We start from the raw sequence: 6096 nt of genomic DNA, 5'->3' as shown, positions 1-6096 counted from the left end.
AAAACTGGTTAGCTGATGAAAGTAGTTCCAGATTTGTCGAACCAAAGCCGTATGTGCTTAACCATTTTGGAGCGATTCATAGTTACTTATTAAGAAGTTAGTGTTTCCCAAACACTAAGCCATTAGAAAAACCCTCCCCACCAGTCGGTGGTTTTTTTATTATTAGTATTATCAGTACCGGAATTCAATCGGAACTCAACCGGAACTCAATCGGAACTCAGTCGGAACTCAGTCGGAACTCTAGGAGCCGAAACCATTGCTAATTCAGGGAAGCTGTGTAGTTGAAGAATTGTTAACACGAGAAGAAGCAGCCAGACAATTGGAGCCATCAGTTGGAATTAGACAGTTCCAAAAGTATTTAGACTTAGCTTCTTTGTACCTGCCAGAATTTGAGGATTTTCGGGACGAAGATAACGGAGGGCTAAACGGACGAGCAAAGTTGACAAACTGGCACTTACCTGTACTTCAAAGAATTAGAAGTTACGTTTTAGCCAAAGGTTCTTTAAAGAAGGTAGCTATTGAATTAAAAAATCACCCCGAAAAGTTTTTAGGAGCCTAAATCATGATTGTTAAAGAATTCGCACAAGCTCTCAAAAAAGTACCTGGAAAAGTAGTTGATGAGCTACGCCGTCAATATCCAGAGCAAAAATGGACGGTCGATTCACTAGTTCCAGAGGAGATTTTAGCTAGATTCCAAGATATTACCAATAGTGAGAGATTACAGCCTCAACAATCACCTGTAGCAGATATACCCGAAGCCACAATCACTAAAGCTGATGAGGCAATTCAACAAGCCTCATACAAGTTAACTGCGGCTGATAAAGAGACTATTTCTGGTGCTATAGCCGTTCAAAATGAGCAATCTAAGATTTTGGGTGCATCAACTGGTGTCACAGGAGCTTTGTTGTTCATGGAATCCTTGATTGGAGCTAAGGGGACGGTATTGGATGCCTTTGCCGAGCAATCGATGTTGGAAGTCGATAACCAGATTACCGAGATAGATCAGAGTTTGATTAATTTGGCAGAAGAAGCCTCAACAAGGCTGGGGAAGTCGATCCGAAAAAAAGAACAACTCAAAGTACGACTCAATTCCTTACGGGAGAGAGTCAGTTCAATGGGGACACAGATCCGATTTTAGAAGCTTATAAAACAGTGGCGGCATTGTTACAAATCCAAAATGAAACTGTTGCTACTGTTGCCGAAATCCGACTGCTTCAAGAGCTATTAACTCATCAAAAGAAAAATCAAGACATGGATATTCTCAGTACGGGATTGTTTGCTACTTCAGTTATTGGCGCTTTAGGTGGTAGTGCATATATCGTTAGTAGCGTTGTCGCTACTGGATTAATTGGTAGCGGGATATTCATTCCCTTGGCATTACTTGTTGGTGCAGGATTGACATTTCTGGGACGGGCATCAAAGTAACAGTGATGGCCGGGAGTGTTTCATAAAGCTGTTTCACAGAACTGTTTCATGAAACAGTTTCAACGGTTTCATCAGTGTTTCAGGTCGTGAAACAGCATGAAACAGCATTCCCCCGGCGTGAAACATGAAACGTGAAACATGAAACAACAGCCCATTCCTTGCTCGAAAGCCTTTATGGGCGGGATTGTTTCACGAAGCTGTTTCACAGCACTGTTTCACGAAACTGTTTCAACGGTTTCATCAATGTTTCAGCGTCATGAAACATGAAACGCCTCATTTTATGTGTGAAACATGGGAAAAATTTGTAGTAAGAACGCGCTCTAACACAGTAGTCTCATGTATAAGAAACAACTGTACTTAGCTTTGGCTGGTGTTGGCATTTGCATATTGCCTGTAATCATCCCCTTAGTACCCAAGTTGGGGGCTTATGCAGAGCTTCAACGGCTAAAAGCCACAGAAGAATTAGAACGTTCCCGCATAGAAGAACGAGCTAAAACCAGTGATGCTCTATATGAGGCCGGAGTCATGCCCACAAGTCGCAAGTTGAGAATTACCAATTACTTTGACAACAGTAAACGCAATCCCAGACCAGACACAACCTTTTATCAAGATGATGAGATTGTTGATGTTTTTGACGCAACAGGTAGGTGTATTGGGCGGATTGAAGAAGGAATTTGGAAGTGGAAGCACAAAAATAAAGGGATTTGTAAAAGCGTTCAAAATATCAAACAAAGTAGGAGAAATTAATGGCTAATAGTGCAGAAAGTAACAGCACTGGTAACAGCGATAGTAAACCCAAAGATAAGAAGCGATCGCTTGGTGAAATCATCGATTTTTGTGCCAAGGCTGTAGTGATGATTGTCGGCTTACCTATTAGGGCAGCCGCCGCGATTGTTAATCAGTTTGTTGCTAATGGAGGTGCGGGTCGTGCATTAGTTGGCGGGATTTTATTTATCGGCGGTTCCATGATTAGTGCTGATTCAACTTGGCAATTAATCTTTACTGGGCCGCCTGTTTTACCCTGGTTTGAGCCGACTTGGAATTGGCTAAATGTACCGTTTGCATTGTTCAACCCGTTTTTTTACCTTGCATTTATAATTTCTGTAGGCGTTCAGGTAATTGAAGCCCACGCCCTACGCGGTAAAAACCCAGACTCAGCACGACGGGAACTTCAAGACCACATGGTTTATGACCTTGAAACCAAGCCTAGTGGCAAGATTGACTTAGTAGGCCAACTCTGGGCGGACTACAAAACCGCAGGTATACGCGATCGCTCTAGTGCAGGGCTGGTTGTGATTGCGGTTTGGGCGTTTGATATTATCACCACCTTTGCAGCTCGTAACCCATTTGAATTTACAGCCCCACTCATGATTTTGGGTTGCATCTTGTTTAACATCGGCACAATGATGGCGGGTGAAATTGGGTTTGCCATTTGGCGCTTGACAAAGGATTAGAACGGAAACCGCCCAAGAAAGCAATCACTGTAAAAAAGGGCGGCAACGTTTCACCAAGGGAGGCATTTATGCAAAGTAACAATATCCCAAAAATTACAACCAAAGAAACTGAACATTTACGCTCACAGTATCCTAATCTGTCTCACTTGGAAGCTGGAAATATCGCCCAATGGCTGCAAGAGAGAAAAGATGGATTATTTGAAATGGCACGGGCATCTGAGAATGAAGCAGATATGACCCGTGTACTTGGTTTGTTGGCTTCTGGGATCGGAGCGGTTTGTTATGCGGTCAACCCACTGGCATTAGTTGGTGGTTTAGTCGGTGGTGCTGCGTGGCTATGGTTTGTTGTCGAACATTCTAACAGAACCAAGGAGATTGCCCCCTTGCCTTTTGTGCGTGGTAATTTTGTAGACGCTCTAGCTCGTGCCGGGGATTATGATGCGAGGAGCAATTATCAAGCGGATCATCTTGCCAATACTGTTAAATTCCTAGAGCGACAATCAGCAGAAGAGTACACCTTTCTTCATGTTGAGTTTGAAAATATTAGTCAGTATTTAACACAAGTTGAGCCAGGAAAACGCTTTTATGCTTATCGCTGGATGTTTGGCTGGTTTAGCAAGCTCAAGGGTCGTCAGCTACCCACTTATGAAAGCATGGCTCTCCATTTACAGAATGTGACGATTGACAGCCGAGTGAATCGGTCGGAGATCAGTGCCATCGCACAGGCTCAAGCCCAGTTACCACCGACCGTAGATATCAAGCAGTTTCAATCGCCACAGGTAGATATTGGGAAGATGAACCAAGCTGCGGAGCTTTCTAGACCTACAGAGTTACAACCATCTTCCTCTGATGGGCTTGCACCAGAGACTATAATTAATCTGCCTCTGACTAATAGGGCAAACGCACTGATCGCGGCTTTAACGAAAAGTGGATTCCAAGTAGAGGATATGATGAGTTCTCAAGTCATTGCGATCGCTGGTACTCAGCGAGGTGGCAAGGGAACCTTAGCAGCAATCTTGGCAACATTATCAACTGCACTTGACCCCGGATTGAACACCCAATACTTTACAGCCGGAGTGGACGTTTACCCCTTCGCTTGCAACTTGACCTCTGCCCTTAAATACCCGGATATTGATGCGGATGGGGCTGATGAACTCGTCGCTCGTGATTTGTTGAAATTTCTTAAAGGTTTAGATGGAAGCGAACCTTACTCCCATAAAAACTTACTGCTAGTAATTGATGAGGCGATGCGGTTGCTGTCATTGTTGGAGGAGAGCGATCGCACCTGGGCAATTCAATATTTACTTTCTCGCTTTGCTAAGTCGGGTGGTACATTAATTATCGTGCTGCATGGCTCCAACCTGACAAGCGTGGTCGGTAAAGCTACGGCTGGACTGGCAGACACCTTTAAGCAATCGGTTAACTTTATTGGTTGTGTAGCTCAAGCGGTTAGCGCTGGTGGTCTACGCAAAATGAATGTCGCTAGTGGAGAATATTTCAAAGCCAACCCTAATAACTTTGGAGAACCTGTTAGCGGTGGCAATCTGGGCATGATTCCCGAATGGCTAAAGACCCATTTGCACCCAGGCAATGGGCAACCAGATCCAGCCAGAACATTACTTCAATTCTTCCCGGAATTAGTTCAACAGCATGAAAGGGCAGTCATACCCAGAGGGGAGAAGATTGCCCCATCAGATGCAGTGAATCATCTAGAGTCCATTTTTTCAAAGCCTTATCAAGAAGTGGAATTTCTGGAAGTAGAAGAGAGTAGTATTTCTGAGGCTGATTTAGAACAGATTGTGGCGATCGTTGCAGCTACTGCTAGTCCTCCAACTTCTTTTGCTGCTATCAGAAACAGCCGCAAGTGGGGCGAAGAGAAAAAGAGTGTTCTTTACTTGAGAAATGCCCTGTCACAATTGATTGACACTAACCGATTGTGCGGAAATGAAAAAGATGGCTTCAGCATTATTAACGTTAACCAGTAACATTCGTCACAGTTCCTGTTGAGTTCCAGTTGAGTTCCGGTCAAGTTCCGGTATTCTCACATCTCCAAGTACGGATGAAGAATAGGGCCTTTATATTTTTCCAGCAAGATTTAAATTTTTTCTAAACATTTTCTGGAATGTGCGGGTATGGGAAATTTAAAAATGAGTGATAAATTAACCACAGCATTACAAAAATTAGCCATAAGTCCAGTTAAGCAAGACAGATTGGCTATCGAACGCTTAGAAAAAGAGTACGGCGCTTCTTTACTAGAAATTATCAATGAGCTTGAAGATTATGCCATAGTCCATCAATCCATATCGGACGAAAGGGCTAAACCCAAAAATCAGTTCATTATCCTTTGCTGCTATGGCTGTCTTTGGGGCACAGTTATCGGAATTGCGACGTTATTTATCAAGCCCAGCGTTACTGTGGCGGCAATTGGGTTGGGTTTTACGGCTGGGGTATCTGGGAAATTGTTGGTTCAAAAAGGGGAATAAATGTCTATAATACTGTCATAGTAAAGTTTTCCTTTTATTTTTTGGCATTTCCTTAACTTTCCTTGCGGTAGTGGATGTAGTAGAGTCCGTGAAAGTATCCTATTTAGTGGAATCAGGTTTAATAGTGGATGTACACTAACTCATAATTTTATTAAAGATAAGGAATAAATATTTATGTCTGATTTTGAAGCAACAAATAGACTAGACCGTATTGAAGTATTGGCTATTAGAAATACTGAAGCTATAGCAGCACTAACCACTAAGATTGATAATCTGACTGATAATGTAAATGATTTAACAAATAATGTTGACCGTGTATTAAGCCGTAGTGCAGTTTTAGATGATGTGTTACTTGAATTACGTGATAGTCAGGAACAGCAACAAAGAAATTTTGAAGAACATCAGCGTCATTTTGATGAACATCAAAGAACCACTAACGCTGCGCTAAATAGCTTAGAAGCTATATTACTACAATTGATAAGAATATTTCCACAATCCTAAGTCAGCAGTAAACAATGAAAACTGACGACGTTCACGGGGAGGTCTGTTGGGAAGCTGTCTACATAGGCTACGCTATTGACGACGACGACGACGGCGGCGTTGCCGCGTCTTTCGTAAGCGATCAGATCGCGTCTAGCATTCTCGCATAGTATAAAACTTGCCAACATAATCAAGAAGGTATAAGTAAGTGGGTGCTAAAATTTCCCGCTATGTAACAGAATCTTAATCAGAGG

Annotated in this window: 8 protein-coding genes; all 8 read left to right on the top strand. The window is 42.7% G+C overall.

Translation table 11 applies throughout. The features are described from left to right. The first annotated feature begins 256 nt into the window (after window positions 1-256). The 8 genes from VB740_RS35330 (at window position 257) to VB740_RS35295 (ending at window position 5863) form a co-directional block, all read left to right on the top strand. The gene (locus tag VB740_RS35330) at window positions 257-559 is read left to right on the top strand and encodes a hypothetical protein (protein ID WP_104899242.1); all 303 of its coding nucleotides are present in this window, start codon (window positions 257-259) and stop codon (window positions 557-559) included. 3 nt (window positions 560-562) lie between these two features. Then, the gene (locus VB740_RS35325) at window positions 563-1138 is read left to right on the top strand and encodes a hypothetical protein (protein WP_323204464.1); all 576 of its coding nucleotides are present in this window, start codon (window positions 563-565) and stop codon (window positions 1136-1138) included. A gap of 14 nt (window positions 1139-1152) precedes the next feature. After that, entirely contained in the window at window positions 1153-1425 is a 273-nt protein-coding gene (locus tag VB740_RS35320) for a hypothetical protein (RefSeq protein WP_190733806.1), read from the top strand. Window positions 1426-1761: 336 nt separating this feature from the next. Further along, a complete protein-coding gene (locus VB740_RS35315; protein WP_323204463.1) occupies window positions 1762-2172 on the top strand; it encodes a hypothetical protein in 411 nt (136 codons plus the stop codon). After that, the gene (locus VB740_RS35310; RefSeq protein ID WP_323204462.1) at window positions 2172-2879 is read left to right on the top strand and encodes a hypothetical protein; all 708 of its coding nucleotides are present in this window, start codon (window positions 2172-2174) and stop codon (window positions 2877-2879) included. The genes VB740_RS35315 and VB740_RS35310 overlap by 1 nt, the downstream gene beginning before the upstream one ends. 68 nt (window positions 2880-2947) lie before the next feature. Continuing rightward, window positions 2948-4864 carry a hypothetical protein gene (locus VB740_RS35305; protein ID WP_323204461.1) on the top strand — a complete coding sequence of 639 codons (1917 nt, stop codon included), beginning with the start codon at window positions 2948-2950 and terminating at the stop codon, window positions 4862-4864. A 162-nt stretch (window positions 4865-5026) separates the two neighbouring features. Beyond that, complete coding sequence (locus VB740_RS35300; RefSeq protein WP_323204460.1) at window positions 5027-5362, top strand: hypothetical protein; 336 nt, start codon at window positions 5027-5029, stop codon at window positions 5360-5362. A 174-nt stretch (window positions 5363-5536) separates the two neighbouring features. Beyond that, window positions 5537-5863 (top strand): hypothetical protein, encoded by a 327-nt coding sequence (locus VB740_RS35295; protein ID WP_323204459.1) that lies wholly within the window; start codon window positions 5537-5539, stop codon window positions 5861-5863. Window positions 5864-6096 lie beyond the last annotated feature (233 nt).

Origin of the sequence: Nostoc sp. UHCC 0251, from assembly GCF_034932245.1 — a bacterium.
Classification (GTDB): Bacteria; Cyanobacteriota; Cyanobacteriia; order Cyanobacteriales; family Nostocaceae; genus Nostoc.
The sequence above is the reverse complement of the archived record's forward strand: the minus strand, read 5'-3'. Positions and strand labels throughout refer to the sequence as shown.

What these genes read in the sequence shown, in the direction of transcription:
- VB740_RS35325 (WP_323204464.1), top strand. Translation starts at nt 563, where the DNA reads ATGATTGTTAAAGAATTCGCACAAGCTCTCAAAAAAGTACCTGGAAAA.
- VB740_RS35295 (WP_323204459.1), top strand. Translation starts at nt 5,537, where the DNA reads ATGTCTGATTTTGAAGCAACAAATAGACTAGACCGTATTGAAGTATTG.
- VB740_RS35315 (WP_323204463.1), top strand. Translation starts at nt 1,762, where the DNA reads ATGTATAAGAAACAACTGTACTTAGCTTTGGCTGGTGTTGGCATTTGC.
- VB740_RS35300 (WP_323204460.1), top strand. Translation starts at nt 5,027, where the DNA reads ATGAGTGATAAATTAACCACAGCATTACAAAAATTAGCCATAAGTCCA.
- VB740_RS35305 (WP_323204461.1), top strand. Translation starts at nt 2,948, where the DNA reads ATGCAAAGTAACAATATCCCAAAAATTACAACCAAAGAAACTGAACAT.
- VB740_RS35310 (WP_323204462.1), top strand. Translation starts at nt 2,172, where the DNA reads ATGGCTAATAGTGCAGAAAGTAACAGCACTGGTAACAGCGATAGTAAA.